General features: G+C 67.0%; 13 protein-coding genes. 6 read left to right on the top strand and 7 right to left on the bottom strand.

All coding sequences use genetic code 11. The features are described 5' to 3' along the window. Window positions 1-5: 5 nt before the first annotated feature. Window positions 6-1,373, bottom strand: coding sequence for a hypothetical protein (locus tag ITJ67_RS07305; protein WP_194677181.1), 1,368 nt, complete (start codon window positions 1,371-1,373; stop codon window positions 6-8). A gap of 80 nt (window positions 1,374-1,453) precedes the next feature. On the opposite strand from ITJ67_RS07305, the gene ITJ67_RS07300 reads away from it, so the two are divergent. Together ITJ67_RS07300 and ITJ67_RS07295 are read left to right on the top strand one after the other, a co-directional pair. Continuing rightward, window positions 1,454-1,756, top strand: a complete 303-nt coding sequence (locus ITJ67_RS07300) for an iron-sulfur cluster co-chaperone HscB C-terminal domain-containing protein (protein WP_160072617.1) — start codon at window positions 1,454-1,456, stop codon at window positions 1,754-1,756. Beyond that, window positions 1,753-3,459, top strand: coding sequence for a rhamnan synthesis F family protein (locus ITJ67_RS07295; protein WP_194677180.1), 1,707 nt, complete (start codon window positions 1,753-1,755; stop codon window positions 3,457-3,459). The genes ITJ67_RS07300 and ITJ67_RS07295 overlap by 4 nt, the downstream gene beginning before the upstream one ends. Before the next feature lie 45 nt (window positions 3,460-3,504). Here ITJ67_RS07295 and ITJ67_RS07290 read toward each other — a convergent pair whose 3' ends face one another. Beyond that, window positions 3,505-4,887 carry a hypothetical protein gene (locus ITJ67_RS07290; RefSeq protein WP_194677179.1) on the bottom strand — a complete coding sequence of 461 codons (1,383 nt, stop codon included), beginning with the start codon at window positions 4,885-4,887 and terminating at the stop codon, window positions 3,505-3,507. 149 nt (window positions 4,888-5,036) lie between these two features. On the opposite strand from ITJ67_RS07290, the gene ITJ67_RS07285 reads away from it, so the two are divergent. Beyond that, entirely contained in the window at window positions 5,037-5,894 is an 858-nt protein-coding gene (locus tag ITJ67_RS07285) for an NAD-dependent epimerase/dehydratase family protein (RefSeq protein WP_160072623.1), read from the top strand. Window positions 5,895-5,980: 86 nt separating this feature from the next. Here the strand turns inward: ITJ67_RS07285 and ITJ67_RS07280 are convergent, their stop codons facing one another. Beyond that, window positions 5,981-7,273, bottom strand: a complete 1,293-nt coding sequence (locus tag ITJ67_RS07280) for a glycosyltransferase family 2 protein (RefSeq protein ID WP_228502408.1) — start codon at window positions 7,271-7,273, stop codon at window positions 5,981-5,983. Window positions 7,274-7,357: 84 nt separating this feature from the next. Between ITJ67_RS07280 and ITJ67_RS07275 the strand changes: the two genes are divergently transcribed. The 3 genes from ITJ67_RS07275 (at window position 7,358) to ITJ67_RS07265 (ending at window position 11,430) form a co-directional block, all read left to right on the top strand. Beyond that, window positions 7,358-9,235 carry a rhamnan synthesis F family protein gene (locus ITJ67_RS07275; protein ID WP_323741411.1) on the top strand — a complete coding sequence of 626 codons (1,878 nt, stop codon included), beginning with the start codon at window positions 7,358-7,360 and terminating at the stop codon, window positions 9,233-9,235. 183 nt (window positions 9,236-9,418) lie between these two features. Continuing rightward, a complete protein-coding gene (locus ITJ67_RS07270; RefSeq protein WP_181062634.1) occupies window positions 9,419-10,228 on the top strand; it encodes an ABC transporter permease in 810 nt (269 codons plus the stop codon). Beyond that, window positions 10,228-11,430, top strand: a complete 1,203-nt coding sequence (locus ITJ67_RS07265; protein ID WP_228502407.1) for an ABC transporter ATP-binding protein — start codon at window positions 10,228-10,230, stop codon at window positions 11,428-11,430. Before ITJ67_RS07270 ends, ITJ67_RS07265 begins: the two co-directional genes overlap by 1 nt. A 152-nt stretch (window positions 11,431-11,582) precedes the next feature. Here ITJ67_RS07265 and ITJ67_RS07260 read toward each other — a convergent pair whose 3' ends face one another. The 4 genes from ITJ67_RS07260 to ITJ67_RS07245 all read right to left on the bottom strand — a co-directional run bounded on the left by ITJ67_RS07260 (window position 11,583) and on the right by ITJ67_RS07245 (window position 18,780). Continuing rightward, window positions 11,583-14,927, bottom strand: coding sequence for a hypothetical protein (locus ITJ67_RS07260; protein ID WP_194677178.1), 3,345 nt, complete (start codon window positions 14,925-14,927; stop codon window positions 11,583-11,585). Window positions 14,928-15,197: 270 nt separating this feature from the next. After that, on the bottom strand, window positions 15,198-16,259 hold the full coding sequence (locus ITJ67_RS07255; RefSeq protein ID WP_194677177.1) for an NAD-dependent epimerase/dehydratase family protein: 1,062 nt from the start codon (window positions 16,257-16,259) through the stop codon (window positions 15,198-15,200). Window positions 16,260-16,321: 62 nt separating this feature from the next. Beyond that, complete coding sequence (locus ITJ67_RS07250; RefSeq protein ID WP_160072631.1) at window positions 16,322-17,566, bottom strand: alginate O-acetyltransferase AlgX-related protein; 1,245 nt, start codon at window positions 17,564-17,566, stop codon at window positions 16,322-16,324. After that, window positions 17,563-18,780: an acyltransferase family protein gene (locus tag ITJ67_RS07245; protein WP_194677176.1), complete on the bottom strand. Its 1,218-nt coding sequence runs from the start codon at window positions 18,778-18,780 to the stop codon at window positions 17,563-17,565. Before ITJ67_RS07245 ends, ITJ67_RS07250 begins: the two co-directional genes overlap by 4 nt. Window positions 18,781-18,792 lie beyond the last annotated feature (12 nt).

Below are 18,792 nucleotides of genomic sequence, written 5' to 3'. Positions count from 1 at the left end.
CGCGCCTACTCGCCCGCGGAGCGCAGCAGGTCCTCGCAGGCCAGCTCGAAGGACTTTCCGGGAGCAACCGCGAACACCTGCTCGCCAGCTGGCTCGGCGGCACACGTCGCGACCGCCTCCCGGTACTGCGCCGACCACGGGGCAACGGCGAGCCGGTCGTTCGGCACGGCGGCCCACTGCAGCACGACCGCGATTCCGACCGCGAGGAGCAGCGCAGACGCTGCCACACGTGAGGCGCGCGGCGCACGAATCCCCCACCGCTCCACGATCGACGAGGCGGCGAACGGGAAGCTCGCGAGTGCGAAGATCGCGGCGGCCGCCCCGTAGCGGATGTCGATCTGCGCGGCCAGCCAGTCGTCGCCGTCGAGACGCGCGAACTGGAAGATCGTCAACGGGTTGACCAGGAGCGTGCCCGCGAACGCGGCCGCCGAGACGAACAGCAGCGCGCCAAGAGCTCCCCGCTCCCGCCACCGCCCGAGCGCCGCCACGATGCCGACCGCGAGCGCGAAGGGGACGAGAGCCAGCAGCAGGATCCCAGTTCCGTGGCTGGCCAGGATCTCGGCATTCAGCTCGGTATCACCGCTCCAGACCGGCAGCAGGGCGGTGGCCCCCCAGCCGACGAGGATGTCAGCGACGGAGATCGCACCGTGCGGCGCGTTGAACTGGGGCCGGGGCACGAGCATCCAGGTGACGAGCTGGGGCAGAGCACCGAGGAGCGCAGCGACCAGCAGCGACCAGACCCAGCGGCTCCGATCCCGAAGCAGACGGACGACCAGGATGGGGAGAGCCACGATCGCCTGCACCTCGGTCAGGAAGCAGGCCAGGACGACACCGGCCCAGAGGAGCTTCTCCGTCCGGGACACGTCGCTTCGCGCGAGGAAGATCCAGACCACGAGCCACAGGCAGTAGGTGTGCAGGTTCGCGAGGTCGCCCAGCAGCTCGCGGCTGATGAGCGGCACGAGCACGGGAACGAGCGAGACCGCGATCCGCGCGGGCAGCCACGTGACGATGCCCCTCGACAGGCGGAACGTTCCCGCGCAGACGAGGGCTGTCGCGGTGAGACTCAGGAGAGAGACGGCCACCCCGAAGTTATCGAGCGGGAACAGCTCGGCGGAGAGCGCCGTGATCACCCTCGGCAGGAAATGCTGGTACCCCGCATAGGGATGGAAGAGCGTCGCGAAGCTGCCGAGCTCGACCTGCTCGCGCAGGAACGTGTCTCCGTCCTCAGCCCAGAGCACCCCGTGACCCCCAGCCGGGATGCGGAGCCAGGCGAGCGCAAGCGCTGCGACGAGGACACCAACCCGCCAGGCCGACTCACGGTGCCGCGCGAGCCGCCAGGGCTCTGCCCCGGAACCGCCACCGTGCTTGCTCATTCGTCGATGCTAGCGGCCACCGGCGCGGTACCCCGGCGAGGGAGACCGACGCGAGGGCCTCCGGCGATATGCTCGGGGCCATGCCAAGCAGCGCACCCGATACCCGAAGCTCCGCAGAACTCCTGGTCGAGATCGAGGAGCTCCGCGAACGCCTCGACGAACTCGCCCGCGAACGCGCCGAGGAGAAGGCGGAGAACGCCGAGCTCAAGGCCCGCATCCTGGCACTGCAGAACTCCCTGGACGACGCGCACTACCACCTCAACGTGCGGCCCACGACCGCACAGCGCGCTCGCAACCTCGTGCGCCGCCTCCCCTCGATCGTGCGCAGCATCCCGAGACGGATCCTCGCGGTCCCGCGTCGTCTCCTCGGTGGCCTCAAGTGAAGCTGAGCGACCTCAAGGCTCCCAAGCGACTCGGCATCTTCTTCTTCTTCGACGAGCAGGGCGTCGTCGACGACTACGTCACGACCCTCCTCGACGGCATGCAGCCGCACCTCGACCACGTCATCGTCGTCGTCAACGGCGAGCTCGACGACGCCGGGCGGGAGCTGTTCGCGGCCCGGCCGGACACCGAGCTCATCGTGCGCCCGAACGAGGGCTTCGACTCCTGGGCCTACAAGACCGCCATCGACTCGATCGGCTGGCAGGGCCTCGCCGAGTACGACGAGTTCGTGATGTTCAACTTCACGATCGTCGGCCCCGTCGCCGACCTGGGTCTCATGTTCGACACGATGGACGCGAAGGACCTCGACTTCTGGGGAGTGAACGTGCACCACGCGGCGCCGTTCGACCCCTTCGGCGTGCTGGAGACCCCGACGCTGCCCGTGCACATCCAGTCGCACTTCATCGCCGTGCGGCGCTCCATGTTCCTCTCCGAGCCCTTCCAGGACTACTGGGACGACCTCCCGCCGATCCCCGACTACTCGCACGCCGTCGCGAAGCACGAGGCCAAGTTCACGTGGTTCTTCGACCGACTCGGGTTCACCTGGGAGCCCTACGTCGATACGACGGACCTCGAGCCGTACACGCTCTACCCGCTCAACACGTACCCCGTGCGGCTGATCGAAGAGCGCAACTGCCCCTTCTTCAAGCGCAAGACGCTCTTCGCGGGCATCCCCTCGACGATCGAGGAGATGGCCGGTTTCAACGCGACCGGGCTCTACGAGTTCCTCGGGACCTCCGGCCGCTTCGACATGGCCCAGCTTCGCCCCCATATGCAGCGCAGCATGGACCAGTACGCGCAGTTCTCGACCCTGCATGACTGGGTCATGCTCGAGACCTCGGACGAGCCCGTGCAGGACTTCGCGGTCCTCGTGCCCGTCGGTGCGGGCTTCGAGGAGCGGCTCGAGCAGGCGCGCCGAATCGCCGGCCGTTCGGCACTTGTCGTCACCGGGACCCGATCGCGTCTCGAGGACGTGGACGGCCTCGTCCGGGAATCCGGCGCGACGCGCATCGAGGTGACCTCGCACTGGTCGGAAGCCGCCAGCAGGATCGACCAGGAGGTCACGATCGTGCTCGGCCCCGACGCTTTCCACCAGAGCGGCCGCCTCGCCGACCTCGTCGACGCGCGAGCCTTCGGATCCGAGACCTTCTCCCTGCCCGACCCATCGTCCGCGATCGCCGAGTTCGAGCGCTCGAGAGAGCTCGGCCTCCTCGTCGCGGCCCCGCTCCTGCACGGAGAGCACTTCGGGGAGCTCGGCCGAGAGTGGGAGGACACGACTCCGGCTTTCGAGGCAATCGCCACGATGCTGGGCATCGCGGTACCGTACTCGCGCAGGACCGCCCCGCTGCAGGGATCAGGCGGCACTGTCGTGCTCCGGACAGCGGCCGTCCGCGCGTTGGGGGCTGCGGTCGCGGCTGCCCCGTACGGGAGCCTCGTCCAGCTGAGCACCCGCGACTGGCAGAAGCTCACGGCCCTGGCCGTGCAGACCGCCGGGTTCGTCCCACGCGTCGCCGTCACTCCCAAGCTCGCGAAGTACCTGCTGTCGATGACCTTCGACCTGCTCCGTCGCATCAACCGCGCGGTCGGGCCGAGCGGCGGCGCGCGCGCCTCGACGCTCGTGGCCCGGGTGCAGTCCCTGTCCTGAGAACGCGCAGAGCAGTCCCGCGCCCATGGCCCGGTTGCTCCGAGGTCAGGGGCGCAGGCTCGACCGTTCAAGCACGTCGGCGCAGGACAGGTCGAAGTATCGGATGCCGGGCGCGCTCTCGAACGTGAAGCTCGACCCCGGAGACGCCTCGCAGGCAACGACGGCCGATTCGACCTGAGCGCTCCACGGCTTCGCCATCGTCTTCGCGGAGGCGACCTCCGGCCCCTGGATGGCGATGTAGCCGAGCACGATCGTCGAGAGCACAAGCACCACCGATCGCGCGGCGATCGGGAACCTCGGGCTGAAGCGCATCACCAGCGACGAGGCGGCGAACGGCAGAGCCGCGAGCACGAACAGCGCCGCGGCCGCGCCGTAGCGGAGGTCGATCGGCACGAGGAACCACTCGGGGCCGACGAACCGGGCGTACTGGAACGACTCGTGCGGGTTCACGAGCAGCGAGCCCCCGAACGATGCCGCGGAGATGAACAGCAAGGCGCAGAGCGCGAAGCGCTGGTACGCCTTGTCGAAGATGAGCGCGGCGAGCGCAGCGAGCGCGAACGGCAGCACCGCCAGCGCGAGGATCTTCCACCCGTACTCGGCGAGCAGGATGGAGTTCGTCTCGCGGTGCCCGTTCCAGATGGGCAGCACCGCGTTCACGAGCCAGCCGACGACGACATCCGGGATGCCGATGTCGACGCCCTCCTTGATGGGGCGGGGGGTCGTGAGCCACGAGAACATCTGCGTTCCGACGCCCACGAGCGTGCCCGTCGCGATCGCGATGACGGGCAGGCTGCGGTCCCAGAACAGTCTGGCGATCACGATCGGGACGACGAGCAGCGCCTGTACCTCGGTGAGGCAGGCCACGAGCGCGACCACACCCCAGAGCACGCCCTCGACCTTGCTTGCGGGCTTCGAGAGCGCGATCCAGGCGGCGAGCCACAGGCAGTAGGTGTGCAGGTCGGCGAAGTTGCCGATGATCTCGAGGCTCAGCAGTGGCACCGCAACGGGGATGAGCGACATGAGGACCCGGCCAGGGATCCAGCGGATGATGCCCCGGGTCAGCCGGTAGGTCGCGGCCGCTGTGAGCCCGGCGAACACCACGCAGACGGTGAACACCGCACGGTTGTAGGACTCGAGGGGCACCCACTCGACGACCGCCGCGCTGAAGAGGCGAGGAAGGAAGTGCTGATATCCGGCGTACGGATGCAGCAGCGTCGCGAGCGTTCCGCGCTCGATCTGCTCCTTGAGGAAGATGACGCCGTCCTCCGCCCAGACGACATCGTGGTCCGGGAGGGGTATCCGAAGCCACGTCCAGACGGTGACCACGACGAAGACCGTGACGACCCAGACCCAGTCTCGTCGCATCCAGTCAGGGAGCCGAGAAGCAGGAGGAGTCGTCTCGACCACGCTGGCTGTCGTTCTCGTCATGCGTCTCCTCTTTTGCGAGCGGCCGCGCGTCCTGCGCCGCCTCGTCCACCGCAGCAAACATCATGGCACGGAACGTGTGCCGCCCTGGCTGGCCTCGGAGTGCGGCTGTCGTGCTCCGTTAGAGTGGGGGCCTTGTCGAAAGGAACGTCATGACAGAACGCCAACGGGTGCTGGTGACCGGCGCTGGGGGATACATCGGGCGCCACGTCGTGAACGCGCTGCTCGCCGAAGATGCCGACGTGGTCGCCGTCGTCCGGCCCGGCGGTGCCGCCAAGGTGAACCCAGATGCGAGCATCGTGGAGCTCGACCTGCTGAGCAGCGACGCCGACTACTCGAGCATCCTCGACCCGGCTCCCGCCGCCGTCATCCACCTGGCGTGGGAGGCGGGCTTCGCCCACAACTCCCCCGTGCACATGCTCAAGCTCTCCGAGCACTTCAGATTCCTGAACGCCGCCGCCGAGGCAGGCGTCAAGCGCCTCGCAGTGCTCGGCACGATGCACGAGGTCGGCAGGCACGAGGGTGCGATCACCGCCGAGACGCCCACGAACCCGCTGTCGCTCTACGGCATCGCGAAGGACGCCCTCCGAAAGTCGTCGTTCCTCGCGTTCGACGAGAAGGTCACGCTGCAGTGGCTGCGCGCCTACTACATCTACGGGGACGACCGGAACAACCAGTCGATCTTCACGAAGCTCCTCGAGGCCGCGGATGCTGGCAAGGCGGAGTTCCCCTTCACCTCGGGCAAGGCGAAGTTCGACTTCATCCACGTCGAGGAGCTCGGCAGGCAGATCGCCGCCGTCGCTCTGCAGGACGAGCTCCGGGGCGTCGTGAACGTCGGATCAGGGGTGCCCGTGTCGCTCGGCGAGCACGTCGAGCGATTCATCGCCGACAACCACCTCGAGATCGCGTTGAAGTACGGCGCCTTCCCCGACCGCCCGTACGACTCGAAAGAGGTCTACGGAGACGCGACCGCGATCCAGTCCTTCATGGCGGCACGCGCAGGCTCGTGATCCCTCGCGGCTGAACGCTCACGCCTGAAGAGAAGGGGCACGGTGTCGATCACTCGACACCGTGCCCCTTCTCCGTGCTCGGAGGCTCAGCGCCCGAGCACCGACTTCGCCGCACGTCGCGCCTTGCGCTCGAGCTTGACCGACGGCATCCGCTCGACCGTCTGCAGCTGCTGACGGACGCCGGTCAGCTCGGCGCCGAGCCTCGCGGCCTGCGCCCGGGCGTCCGCCGCGCTGTGCTCGGCGGCAGCGGTGCGGTCTTCGCGGAGCTGGAGCTCGAAGAGCTTCGTCTGCGCCTCGGCCTCGCGCTGTCCGAGCTCGTTGTAGCCGGCTCGCAGGCCGGCCAGGTCGAGCTCGCGCTGGTAGAGCGTCGAGTTGCGCTCGTCGACCTCCTCGCGGAGCAGGCGCACCTCCTCGTGTGCCACATCGTCGTACTTCTGGAACAGCGCAGCGCGTTCGCGGAGGCGCAGCAGCTGCTCATCCGAGTAGACCTCGTCGTGGTCGTCGTCGAGCACTGCGGAGAGCTGCGCGGGCACGACAGCGGTGTCGCCGATGGCGCGGAGGGCGTCGATGATCGAGGTGTCCTCCACGTAGCCGCCTCCGGCGAGCTCCGAGGTCGTCGGCATGCGCAGCGCGAAGAAGTCCTCGAGCACGCCTGCCTTGTAGCGACGCCAGTCGCGCATCCCGTGGTGGTTCGCGCTGGGGCGCAGCCCGGGGTTCGCCTCGAAGCCGAGCGCCATCGCCACGGTCTTCCGCTCGAACTGGGACCACGAGCGCCACGGCACGTGCAGCACCTCGAGCTCGAAGCCTCGAGGAACATCGCCCTGCTGCTCGAGCGAGACGAAGTGGTTGCCGTGCGCGACCTCCACGTCCGCCGAGCCGATGTGGATGGCGTTCGGTGTCGGGTGAGCGAACACCCCTGCACGGTTCAGCTCCTCGATGGGGCGCTCGTCTCGGAAGAGGAGACGAGCGAGTCCACTGCCCTCGCGGCCGAACGAACCGACCATATTGACGACGGGAACTCGGAAGGTCGTGAGCTCGAGGCCGTAGTGCTCGAGCGCCTGCCGAACGGTCAGCGAGCGGTCTCGTGCGAAGACGAACTCGTCGGCGTCGCCGTTGATGATCCAGTCCGCACCGTGCTCGGCGGCAGCTGCGCGCGCCATGCGCGTCACGACCTGGGCCTGCTGCTTCTTGTGCTCGGGGTCGTGCAGGAGCGTCAGGACCCCCTTGGCCTCGTACTCCTCGAGGATCTCGCGAGTTCCATCGACCGACGCGTTGTCGGTGACGATGAGGTGGTCGATGCCCTGAGCGAGCGAGTGCTCCACGACGGCCGCGATGATGTCGGCCTCGTCGCGAACCATCATGGTCATGACGATTTTCATGGGCCAAGGCTACCCCGCTGTAGCATGGGGGATCGGCTGGCGCCCACCGGCGCCCGGCCCCGACAGACTCCAGCCGGGGTCGCGGTGAGCAGAGCAAAGGACGCCCGTCACATGCGTCGAGTGGTATTTTTCCTCGTCTACGACAAGCAGGGTCACGTCGGCGGCTACGTCGAGCACTGCCTCCGCGAGCTGCGTGCCCACGCCGAGCACATCTTCGTCGTCTCGAATTCCCCCCTGACCACCGACTCGCGTCAGCGGCTCGAAGCCGTGGCCGACACGGTGTGGGAGCGCGAGAACGTCGGCTACGACGTCTGGGCGTACCGAGACGCGCTTCGCGAGTTCGGCTCAGACCGGCTGCGCGACTACGACGAGCTCGTGCTCGCCAACTACACCTTCTACGGCCCTATTGGCTCGTTCGCACCGCTGCTCGAGGAAGCCGATGCGAAGACCGTCGATTTCTGGGGCATCACCGACCACGCCGCCGTCGTCCCGAACCCCATCACCATGACGGGGGTCATGCACCGCCACATCCAGTCGCACTGGATCGGCGTGCGCCGCAGCATGTTCACGTCAGAGGCGTGGCGCTCGTACTGGGATGACATGCCGCGCATCGACTCCTACGACGACTCCGTCATGCTCCACGAGGCCCGCTTCACGCACTACTTCGAGTCGGCGGGCATGACGTCGTGGGTGGCGTACCCCTCCGCGCGCTACGGCGACCAGCACCCCATCTTCAACCTCGCCGACGTCCTCATCGCCGACGGCTGCCCCATCGTCAAGCGACGCTTCTTCTTCCACGACCCCATCTACCTGGATGAGCTCGCCATCATCGGCAAGCGCGTGCTCGAGCAGCTCGAGGAGAAGAAGTACCCGCTCGACCTGCTCTGGCAGGACATCGGCACGACCGCCAAACCGCGCATCCTGAACACCAACGCGGCGCTGCTCGAGATCATGCCAGACGTCGACCTCGGTGGCGCCGACCCGAGCGCCCTCAACGTCGTCGTCATTGCCCACGTCTTTTACGAGGAGATGATCGATGAGATCGTCGAGCTCGCCGAGACGATCCCCGGTGGCTACGACCTCGTCGTTACGACGGCGAATTCCGACAAGCAGAAGGCCATTCAGGAGCGACTCGTCGAGCTCGGTCGCCCGAACGACGACGTGCGCATCGTGGGCTCCAACCGCGGCCGCGACATCTCGGCGTTCCTGCTCACCTGCAAGGACGTCCTCGAGTCCGGGCGCTACGACATCGTCGTGAAGCTGCACTCGAAGAAGAGCCCCCAGAACGGCTTCAACTCGGGGCGCCACTTCAAGGAGCACCTGTTCCAGAACCTCCTAAACTCGCCCGGCTACACGACGAACCTGCTGCGCCTGTTCGTCGACCACCCCACGCTCGGCATGGTCTTCCCGCCCATGATCCACATGGGCTTCCCGACGCTCGGGCGCGCCTGGTTCGCGAACCTCGAACCCGCGAAGGAACTGGCCGCGAAGCTCGGGATGCGCGTGGAGTTCGACGAGACGAGCCCGTTGGCTCCCCTCGGGTCGATGTTCATCGCCCGGCCCGAGTCGCTGCGTCCGCTTGTGCAGGCCGGGTTCACCTGGGAAGACTTCCCCGACGAGGGCCAGTACGCGGATGGGGGCCTCCCCCACGTCCTGGAGCGACTGCTCGGCTACTCCGCGATCAGCGAGGGCTTCCACATCCGCACCGTGCTGACCACCCACAACGCGGCCATCTCGCACACGCTCCTCGAGTACAAGGTGCAGGAGATCACGGCCGGCCTGCCCGGGCTGTTCCGCGAGCAGGTCGAGCTCGTCCGCCGTTACCTCGCGTCGCAGGCCGAGTCGCCGCTCGGACGCGCGAAGGGCCTCGTGCTGAGTCGCACCCCCGGAATCGCGAATGCCCTGCGCCCCATGTACAGCCGGTCGCGGGCCGCCTACCGCAACTTCCGAGCCGGACGCTGACCCCCATAGTCCCGCACACGCGGCCCGCCAGAGCCGCGCCGCCAGGCTCCGAGGCGGCCTGGAACCCTGGTGTTAGTCTTGGGCGGCCCCTCCGTGGGGCCAGCGTCACAAGGTGTGCGGAGGACAATGTCTAAGCCTGTTTCCGTGCGGTCCCAGTCTCGGGGTCTCACGTTCAATCTCCTGGTGAATCTCACTCTCCGTGAGATCCGGTCGGAGTACAAGCGCACAGCGCTCGGGCGAATCTGGTCGCTCATCAACCCGCTCGCGCAGATCGCGACGTTCTCGCTCGTCTTCGGGCTGCTCTTCCAGATCTCCGCGCCTCCAGGCGCGAACTCCGGGGTGCACTTCTTCCCCCTGTGGATCGGTATCGGCGTCGTGAGCTGGGGCTTCATCTCCAACTCGGTCAACGGCGGCATGGGCTCGCTCCTGTCGAGCGCCGATCTGCTGCGCAAGGTCTACTTCCCGCGCTGGGTGCTGCCGCTCTCGCGCATCCTCGCGAACGCGTGGACCTACGTCATCGAGATCGCGGTCATCACCCTGATCATGTGCTTCATCGGCGGCCCCATGGTGCTCGCGTACCTGCCGCTCATGATCCCGCTCATCATCCTCATCATCATGTTCGTGCTGGGCCTCGCCCTCATCCTCTCGGTTGTCGTCGTGTACTTCCGCGACATCGAGCACCTGTGGGGCATCCTCACACAGCTGTGGCTCTACGCCTCCGGCGTCATGTTCCCGCTGACGATGGTGCAGCAGGCTCAAGACAAGCTGACCGAGGAGGGCAGCCTGCTCTTCGGCGAGCCGTGGCCGCTCGTCTTCCTCTTCCAGCTCAACCCGACCCAGCGCATGCTCGAGTCGATCAGGAACATCGTCTACGACTACCAGGTGCCCCCGCTCGAGAACTGGCTGTACATCGGCGTCTGGGCCGTCGTGATGCTGGTCATCGGCATCCTCGTGTTCACCAGGTTCTCGAAGAACATCGTGGAGGAGCTCTAATGGCAGGCACAGCAGTCGACGTCTCCGGCGTCTCGAAGACCTTCCGCATCTACCACGACAGGAACCAGTCGCTCAAGGCGACGGTCCTGAAGGGCGGGCGGGCCAAGTACGAGGAGTTCAAGGCGCTCGACGACGTGACCTTCGAGGTGCCGGAAGGCGGCACCTTCGGTCTGCTCGGCCGCAACGGCTCCGGCAAGTCGACGCTGCTCAAGTGCATCGCCGGCATCCTCTCCCCGAACTCGGGCACCATCACGACCCGCGGCCGCATCGCCGCCATGCTCGAGGTGGGCTCCGGCTTCCACCCTGAGCTGACGGGACGCGAGAACGTCTACCTCAACGGCTCGATCCTCGGCATGTCGAAGCAGCAGATCGACAGCCGCTTCGACTCCATCGTCGATTTCTCCGGCATCGAGAAGTTCATCGACCAGCCCGTGAAGAACTATTCGAGCGGCATGTACGTGCGCCTCGGCTTCGCGGTCTCCATCCACACGGAACCCGACGTGCTGCTCGTCGACGAGGTGCTCGCCGTCGGCGACATGGACTTCCAGGCCAAGTGCCGCGCGAAGTTCGCCGACTTCAAGGCGAGCGGACGCACGGTTGTCGTCGTCTCGCACGGCCTCGAGGGCATGCGCGAGTTCTGCGACCGGGCCGCCTGGCTCGAGCAGGGCGTGCTGCAGGAAGTCGGGCCAGCCACGGCGATCATCGACAAGTACCGGGATTCCGGCAACGTCACCGAGATCATCGAGGGCGGCGGCCAGCGCCACGGCAGCGGCGAGCTGTACATCGACTCGATCGAGCTCGTCAACGAGGGCGGCACCGTCAACAACGAAGTGCGGACGGGCGAGTCCCCGACCGTGCGCCTCAACTTCGAGGCGAGGCGCCCCGTCGAGCGCCCGAACTTCAAGATCGCGATCGAGACCCTCGAGGGGGTCCGCATCTGGAGCACCTCCTGCAAGCAGCTCGGCTGGCAGCCTGACTCCGTGCAGGTCGGCCAGGGCAGCATGGACTTCCACCTCGACCGTCTCGCGCTCGCTCCTGGTGAGTACGTCGTGAACGCCGAGGTGTGGCGCGACGAGAGCACGACTCCTGTCGACAGCCTCACCGGCTCGTTCCGGTTCGGTGTGCACGCAGGCTCGCCGTTTGCGCTCGAGGGCGTGCTGGCGATGGATGCGCGCATCGTCGCCAAGCTCCCAGGCCAGTGATTCGGGAGCCGGGTCGAGACTCGGCCGGATGATCGATGAAGGAACCCCCGCCAGGTGGCGGGGGTTCCTTCGTCTCTGTGGCTGCAGTCTCGGAGCTGCAGAATGCAGAAGACCCCCGCCGAGGCGAGGGTCTTCTGTCATGCGGTCAGGCGTCAGCCGGCAACCGGCTCTCCGATGCGGAAGGTGGAGAACAGCTCACGCGACAGCTGGAACGTCGTCGGCTCCGAGGTCGCCGTGGGCTCCGCCGTGGGCGTCTCGTCGCCCTGGGCGTCAGCTGCGGCGGTCTCTGCCGGGGTTTCAGTCGGCGTCTCGACTGGCTCCTCGGTGGCAGTTGCCGTCGGGTCGGTCGTCGCGGTCGCCTCGTCCTGGCTGCCGTCGACTGCCGGGGTCTCCCCCGTGCCGTCGGTCGCCGCTGGGGCCCCGGTCTCGGTCGGCTCTGCCGTCGCAGTCGTCGTCTCGGTCACGACCGGTGTCGCGAGCGACGGGTCGACCGGGTGCAGCACGCCGTCCTTGGCGACGTAGAGGGTCCCGTCCGGGCCGAAGACCCGGTCCGTGATGGGCTCTGCTGTCGCGGACACCGTGAGGCCCGCACCAACCTCGGGCGAGATCAGGGCGAAGTCGAGTCCGAACGCCGCTGCGTACTCGGGTGTCGCGAAGGGCACGAGCTCTCCGTCGACTCCGATGTAGGAGACGCCGCCGACGGTGACCGCCGAGGTGTAGAGCGGTGAGGTGTTCTCACCGAACTCCGCGAAGTTCGCGTCCGGCACGCTGCGTGGGTTCTCTATGGCGAGCCCGAGCTGCGCGGCGACCTCTGGGGAGCCGACCTGCAGGAGTTCGTCTCCGTTCACGATCCAGGTTCCGGTCCCGGCGCGGTTGGTGATGACCTCGCCAGCGGTGAGCTCGACTGCGGGCTCGGGAGCCGCCGTCTCCGTCGGCTCGGGGGTGCCAGGGGCATCCGTCGACGTCGGGGTCGGCTCGAGCGACGGGTTCGTCGGCTCGGGTGTCGCAGTCGCGGTGGGCTCAGCCGTGGCGGATGCCGTGGGCTCCGGCGTCGCCGAAGCAGTCGGCTCAGGCGTGGCCGTGGCCGTTGGCTCAGGTGTAGCCGTGGCGGTCGCGGTCGGAGTTGGCGTCGCGGTCTCGGTCGGCGCTGGCGTCTCGGTGGGCTCGCCCCAGCCTGCGGGGAGCTTCGTGAGCTGCGCGCCCGTGGTGATCTGGTCGGCGAAGCTCGTCGGAACCTTGATCACCTTGCCGACAGCACCGAACTCGACCACGAGCTTCGGCGAGGAGATGTGCTGCTTCTCACCGTCGTGCACGTAGAACATCTTGCCGCTGCCGTCCTCGATGAACTCCGTCATCGCCTTGCCGGCGTTCGGGACGACACCGCAGAGCTGCGCCGAGAGGGTCGGGAAGTCGATGCCGTAGGCGGCCGCGAGCTCTGGCGTGAGCTTGTACGCCTGCTTGTTGGAGGCGACGTAGGCGTCATCCCCGCAGCGGAACTGGTTGGTCGTGATCGCAGCATCCTTGATCGGGATGCGGTCGAACGAGGCCTGGGTGATGACGTACGGGTTGGTGCCGAAGCCGTACGCCTCGGCGAGCTCGCTGCTGGCCACCTTGGTGAGGTGGGCACCGTCGAGCACGTACAGCGTGTCGCTGCTTGGGCTCTTGATGAGGGCGCCGTTGGTGATGCCGTTGCCCGTCTTGATGCCGTCGAGCGTTCCGGCCGGCACCGTGTAGATCGTGCTGGAGATGCCACGCTTCGTGGCCTCTGCCTCGGCGTCGCTCTTCGAGGAGAACTCGACTCGCTCGCCGCCGACGACCAGGTTGATCTTGTCGCTGCCGCTCTCCTGGACGAAGTGGGCGCCGGTGACGGAGCCGTTCGTGCCGAGGACGCTGATGATCCCAGCTGGGATGGACACGAAGTTCGCTGCGCCGTAGGTCGAGGCCGGTACGCGGAGCAGACCGCCGTCGGTGTGGACGTACGTCGCGGTTCCATCGCTCACGAGCGGCTCTGCCGAGAGGGCGTCGCCCTGGCTGAGCTTGGCGTAGGCCGGGCCGAACCTGCCGGTCGCCTTGAACGCGCTGAAGTCGGACAGTGCGGCCGGGACGGCGTGCGCCGTGAGGTCAGCATCGAGGAGGACCTTGCCGGAGCCGTCGAGCTTCTCGACGATCGCGCCACCGGTCAGGAAGGGCTCGCCGTCGCTCAGGAAGCCGATCTTGTCGTCCTTCAGCTTCGTGATGCCGATGTACATGCCCTGCTCGCCGAGTTCCGCGATATCCGCGACCTCGCGCTTCGTGGTGCCCTCGATGAAGAAGATCTGTCCGCTCGTGTTCTGCACGAACTTCTCGAGTGCGCCGCCGTCGTTGAACCTGTCGAGCTGCTCCTGCGTGATCTTCGCGAGGTCGGAACCCTGTTGGTAGCCGAAGTCCGCGGCCACGGTCCAGTTGCGAACCTTGCGGAACACGCCATCGTCGATGTAATACGGCGCGCCATCCGGGCCGGCGAGGATCTCGCCGACGTCGGCACCCGTCGAGTACTTGTCGAGCGTCGAGGCCGGGACCGTCGAGACGGCGCCGAGTGCGTAGGCGAAGTCGGCGACCTTGGAAGCGGTCACGGGGTAGCGCACGTCTTCAGACAGGAAGTACACCTGCGAGGAGCCCTCGGCCTTGACGAGCCACGGCACGCTCACGGCACCCTTCGGGTCACCGAACCAGTCGGTGTACATGCTCCAGAAGTTGCGGTTGCCGTAGGCAGAGCATCCGTCGCCCTCGCCGTACATGTTGTTCAGCGCTGCCTGGTTGGGCTGGTACGGCGTGTAGTTGTAGAGGCCTGCGGTCGCGTAGTTCGAGATGTAGACCGCGGAGGAGCCGCAGGAGAAGTTGGGGTTGTACAGCACGTTGTTCGACGCGAACGGGATGTGGTTGAAGCTGTACGGGTTTGCCTTGTAGTTCTGGAACTGCCGGGCCGCGTTGTAGACCTGGTAGAAGAAGCCGCCGTAGCTCTGGTCGCAGGGTGCGGTGTCAGGGCATCCGAATCCGGTCGCAGCCGCGAGCCGACCGAGGGTCGGGCTGGACATGGAGACGAGGCTCTGCTCCTTCTCGAGGAGCACGAGCATGGCTTTCTGGCTGAAGTTGCAGGCCTGGCCGACCTTGGCGATGATGTCGGCCGCAGATTCTCCGCCGCCTGCTCCCGAGTAGGCGGAGCAGTACTGTGTGGCCGGCATCGAGGGCGTCGCCTGCGTGTAGTTGCGCAGCGCCGTCGACGACGACGAGGTGTTGCGCGAGACGAGGAACTGCTGCACCTCGGCCGCGGACATCGCGTTGCCGTTGTAGAAGTTCTCATCGCTGATGAGGTTGCCCGGGTCGAACGCGCTGGCGTCGGCCGCCGCGGCGGCCTCGATGCCGCCGGAGGTCGGGCTCGAGGCGATGAGCTGCAGTCCGAGCAGCCCGGAGGCTGCTACCGCTGCGGTAGCGAATATGGCAAGAGTACGGCGAAACATGAGTTCCCAACGCGTCGGTCGACTGGGGCGCGAAGCCTTCACGGAGTACACCGAGACTGCTCAGCAGTTTCCAAGTATGCATACATGTGCCACGGAACTCCACACCCGTCCCAACTTTCACATCAGTCACATAAACAACATGCGTGCCATTCCGGCCCGCGGGAAGCCCGGAAACACGGCGATCGCGGACCGAGGTTCGGTCCGCGATCGCCGCGACACGCCCAGAGGAAGAAATCCGGGAAATCTTCGTCTGGTGCCGTATAAGTCAGCTCAAGCCAGGTTCGCGCGTTCCGCGTCGATCCAATCGCAAAGTCGCCCGACCCCTTCGGAAACCATGACTCGGGGCTCCCAGCTCAGGGCAGCACTCGCCTCCGACACCTCGCACGACGCGTGCCGGACATCACCGTTGCGGAACTTGCCGTTGATCTGCGGAGCCGGTGCACCGTAGTGCGCCGCGATGAGCTCAGCAAGGCGAAGGATGGAGGTCCCCTCCCCCGAGCCGATGTCGTAGGCATCCGCGTTGGAGTCGGACTCGAGCGCCCCACGCGTGATGGCATCCGCGACGTCGTCGATGAAGACGAAGTCGCGGATGATCTGCCCGTCCTCGTAGACGGGGATGACTCGACCGGCCTTCGCCTCCTGGGCGAAGAAGGACACGATGCCCGTGTAGGGGTTGATCAGGGACTGACCTGGCCCGTAGACGTTCTGCAGGCGGAACAGCACATCGGTGACACCGAGCGAGAGGCACCAGGAGCGCAGGATGTGCTCCTGCGCGAGCTTGGTCGCCCCGTAGACGCTCGTCGGCGACGGCACCACCTTGGAGGAGACGAACGGCAGTGCGGAGAGCCCCGGGAAGTCCCACTCGCCACGCTCGAGCATCGCCGCGGATCGCTGACCCGGATAGCTCACGACCCCCTGAGCATCAGCCCAGGCCCCCTCGCCGTAGACCGCACGGCTCGAGGTGAGCACGATCTTGCTGGGGAGCTTGTCTGCGCGCACGAAGGCATCCAGCATCTCCGTCGTGCCGACGACGTTCACCCGCGCATGCCGCGTCGCCTCCAGCAGCGACTGACCGGTGCCGGTCTCGGCTGCCAGGTGGATGACCACATCTGGAGTGACATCGGCGAGCAGCGAATCCCAGTCGGCGGCGGAGGTGACATCGCCCTTCACGAACTCGACGCGCTCGTCCAGTTCGCGAGGTCGTTCCAGAACGGGGTGGATCTGCGGGTGCAGGTTGTCGAAGGCGACCACCCGGTCGAAGTGCTCGGGCAGGCGATGAGAGAGAGCGGATCCGATGAACCCGGCTCCCCCGGTGATCAGACAGGTCGTCATGGCGTTGCTCCTTAGGGATCGCCCCAAGGCTAGCGAAAGGGTGCGTCAGGCGACGGGGAGACTCACTTGGCCGGAGGAACCGGGATCCAGTTGAGGTAGCGCTCCGTCATCTCGAAGATCACGACGTCGGGCTTGTAGTCGGCAGCTTCGGCGAGCACATCCGGCATCTGCTCCGTGGCGCTCCCGAGGTTGCTCGTCAGCTGCTTCGTCTCGGCGAAGCCCGTCTGCCACGTCGGACCTGCGCTGTTGCCCTGGCTGTCGCGCACGATGAGGGCACGGAGGTCGCTCTGCGCGCCGTCCGTGACCGTCGTCGCGGGGAGCTGGAGCATGTCGAGCCCCTTGGCGGCATCCGCATCCAGCACCGATCCATCGTTGATGGTGGCCTGCATCTTCGGCGGCGCCTGGTCGAGGACCGGGGTACCCCAGCCAGTGTCCGTGGTGGGGAAGCCATATGTGGCGAACTCGCTGATGACCGGCATGTCACCCACGCTGGAGAACTGCAGCGGGGCGAGCGCCTGGTACTTGTCGTCGACCGCGCCGAGGCAGCTCGCGAGCCGCTCCCACCCGATGGCCGCGCCGTACGGCGACCAGTGGCTGTTGCCCGGCGCGTAGACCGCGCCATTCGCGGCGGCGTCACGCAGGTCCTGGCGGGCGTCGACGATCGGCAGATCCGGGTGCGCGTCCAGCAGGTAGTCGAAGGCGGTCGGGCCTCGCAGCTCCTGTGCCCACTCGGGCAGATGCTGCGGATACACCGCCCAGTCGGCGGGCACGATCTGGATCACGAAGTCGATGCCCTGCGCGCTGAGGTCCTCGTCGATGGTGCGGAAGTAGTCGCCCCATTCCTCGCTCTCCTCCTCGCTCAGGAAGCTGCGGCCGAGCGCCTGCGAGAAGTTGTTCGCCTGGGTGTCGCCCCAGAAGACCCAGCCGTCCTGGCCGGGCACGTAGAGCTGCGCATCCGGGTTCGACCTGATCTGCTCATTCCAGACGGCCTCGCTGGCGTCGCGTTCGTCGCCGGTCCACGGGGACCCGGACACCGTGTCGACGAGCCCTGGCTGGCACTGAGCGGCTGGAAGCCTCGGCTCCTCCGACGCCGGGGCGACCTCAGGGGGCTCGAACTGCTCCTGGGCGATGGCCTGGCGGGTCTGGTAGCCGGCGAGAGTCGCGATGATGGCGGCGACGATGAGGAGGATGAGCGGGATGAGCCGCACCCGGTGCCAGCGCTGCGCCCAGGTCAGGCGACCGCCCTCGGACTTCGGCTCCTCGAAGCCGCTGTCGGGACGAAGCCCGCTTGGTCCGACCGCGGTCATCGGCGTGCCTCCACGTGACCATCGCGGATTCGCGTCGCGAAGTTCGACGACGAGTAGGCCGGGTTGACGATCCTGCCCTTGACGGCGTCGACGTAGGGCGCGCCTCTCGCGAGGAGCCAGGCAAGCCACTTGGGCGTCCAGTTCTTGAGGCTCATCGCCGGGCTCTCGATCAGGTGCCAGGAGACGTAAGCGCAGATGTGCGCAGCGACGGCGATGACCAGGTGGTACACGAACCAGCCGGCGTTCTGCAGCCCGAAGTACGCCCCGAACTGCATGAGGGGCCAGGCAAAGATGTAGATGCCGTAGGAGAGGTCACCGTGCTTCTCCCAGCGGTTGAGACGCGGGGTGCGGATCGCGAACCACATGAGGAAGTACATGAGGCCGTACTGGCCCCACATGTTCCACCCCCCGAACGCGTAGGCGAAGCCGGCGACGCCGAGCGCGAGGACCGCGAGGCGGTCGTCGATCGGGATCTTGTCCCCGAACAGGGCGAACAGCATGCCGAACGCGAAGGGGGCGAAGAACATCGGGTAGAAGGGGTTGGTGAGCAGCGGGCTGAGCGAGGTCATCTCGACCCAGCCGCTCCAGGTCAGGAAGTTGACGCCGATGATGCCGAAGGCGATGATCCCGCCGACGATGCGGTTCGAGAACACCCCGAAGAGGCCGAGGACGCCCACGAGGATGTACGCGCGGAACTCGTAGAACAGGGTCCAGGCAGAGCCGTTCCAGTCGAAGCCGCCGATGCTCGCGAAGGGGAGCGAGCTGCCCATGCCCGCGATGTTGCGCTGGCCGAGCTCGAGCCACATGTTGTTCAGGAAGTACGTGAACGGCGACTCGGTGTCCGCATCCCAGAAGCCAGCCATCGAGCCCGTCTCCTGGTGCCAGGCGATCGGGGCGAGGATGAACGCCGTCGTGAGCAGCGCGAGCCAGAAGGCAGGGAAGATACGCAGGGCCCGCCGCCAGAAGAAGCGGAAGATCGTCGACTTGCCGCGACGACTCTGCGTGATGAGGTAGCCGGAGAAGAAGAAGAAGCCTGCGACGGCGACGCCGCCGATGGACTGCTCGCTGGAGATCTGCGTGCCGAGGTCGTGCCCGCCGTAGAAGCCGGCGAGGGGTCCTGCGTGCGCGAAGATGACCGCGAAGGCGAGGAGCCATCGGAGGAACCCGATGCTGTTGGCCCGTGGATCAAAGGCCTTGTCGAGCGTCAGCGGCATAGCTTCCTTGGT

The organism is Pseudoclavibacter sp. VKM Ac-2867 (assembly GCF_015351275.1).
In the GTDB taxonomy this organism is placed as follows: domain Bacteria; phylum Actinomycetota; class Actinomycetes; order Actinomycetales; family Microbacteriaceae; genus Pseudoclavibacter.
Note: the sequence above shows the minus strand (reverse complement) of the source record. Positions and strands in the feature narration are given on the sequence as shown.

Bases quoted from the DNA above. Each gene is read 5' to 3' on its own strand.
- ITJ67_RS07300 (WP_160072617.1), top strand. From the start codon at position 1,454: ATGCCAAGCAGCGCACCCGATACCCGAAGCTCCGCAGAACTCCTGGTC.
- ITJ67_RS07255 (WP_194677177.1), bottom strand. From the start codon at position 16,259: ATGACGACCTGTCTGATCACCGGGGGAGCCGGGTTCATCGGATCCGCT.
- ITJ67_RS07265 (WP_228502407.1), top strand. From the start codon at position 10,228: ATGGCAGGCACAGCAGTCGACGTCTCCGGCGTCTCGAAGACCTTCCGC.
- ITJ67_RS07245 (WP_194677176.1), bottom strand. From the start codon at position 18,780: ATGCCGCTGACGCTCGACAAGGCCTTTGATCCACGGGCCAACAGCATC.
- ITJ67_RS07290 (WP_194677179.1), bottom strand. From the start codon at position 4,887: ATGACGAGAACGACAGCCAGCGTGGTCGAGACGACTCCTCCTGCTTCT.
- ITJ67_RS07305 (WP_194677181.1), bottom strand. From the start codon at position 1,373: ATGAGCAAGCACGGTGGCGGTTCCGGGGCAGAGCCCTGGCGGCTCGCG.
- ITJ67_RS07280 (WP_228502408.1), bottom strand. From the start codon at position 7,273: ATGAAAATCGTCATGACCATGATGGTTCGCGACGAGGCCGACATCATC.
- ITJ67_RS07250 (WP_160072631.1), bottom strand. From the start codon at position 17,566: ATGACCGCGGTCGGACCAAGCGGGCTTCGTCCCGACAGCGGCTTCGAG.
- ITJ67_RS07285 (WP_160072623.1), top strand. From the start codon at position 5,037: ATGACAGAACGCCAACGGGTGCTGGTGACCGGCGCTGGGGGATACATC.
- ITJ67_RS07260 (WP_194677178.1), bottom strand. From the start codon at position 14,927: ATGTTTCGCCGTACTCTTGCCATATTCGCTACCGCAGCGGTAGCAGCC.